Annotated in this window: 1 rRNA gene; it reads right to left on the reverse strand. The window is 51.5% G+C overall.

What is annotated here, in order from left to right:
- A 16S ribosomal RNA gene (locus K9V48_RS28925) occupies positions 1 to 199 on the reverse strand; the annotation flags it as partial.
- Between the last annotated feature and the right edge of the window lie 3 nt (positions 200 to 202).

Genomic DNA, 202 nt, shown 5'->3' on the forward strand with positions numbered 1-202 from the left:
GAACCATGCGGTTCAAAATGTTATCCGGTATTAGCTCCGGTTTCCCGGAGTTATCCCAATCTTACAGGCAGGTTACCCACGTGTTACTCACCCGTCCGCCGCTAATATCAGGGAGCAAGCTCCCATCAATTCGCTCGACTTGCATGTATTAGGCACGCCGCCAGCGTTCGTCCTGAGCCAGGATCAAACTCTCCAATAAAGT

Source organism: Metabacillus rhizolycopersici, assembly GCF_020075705.1.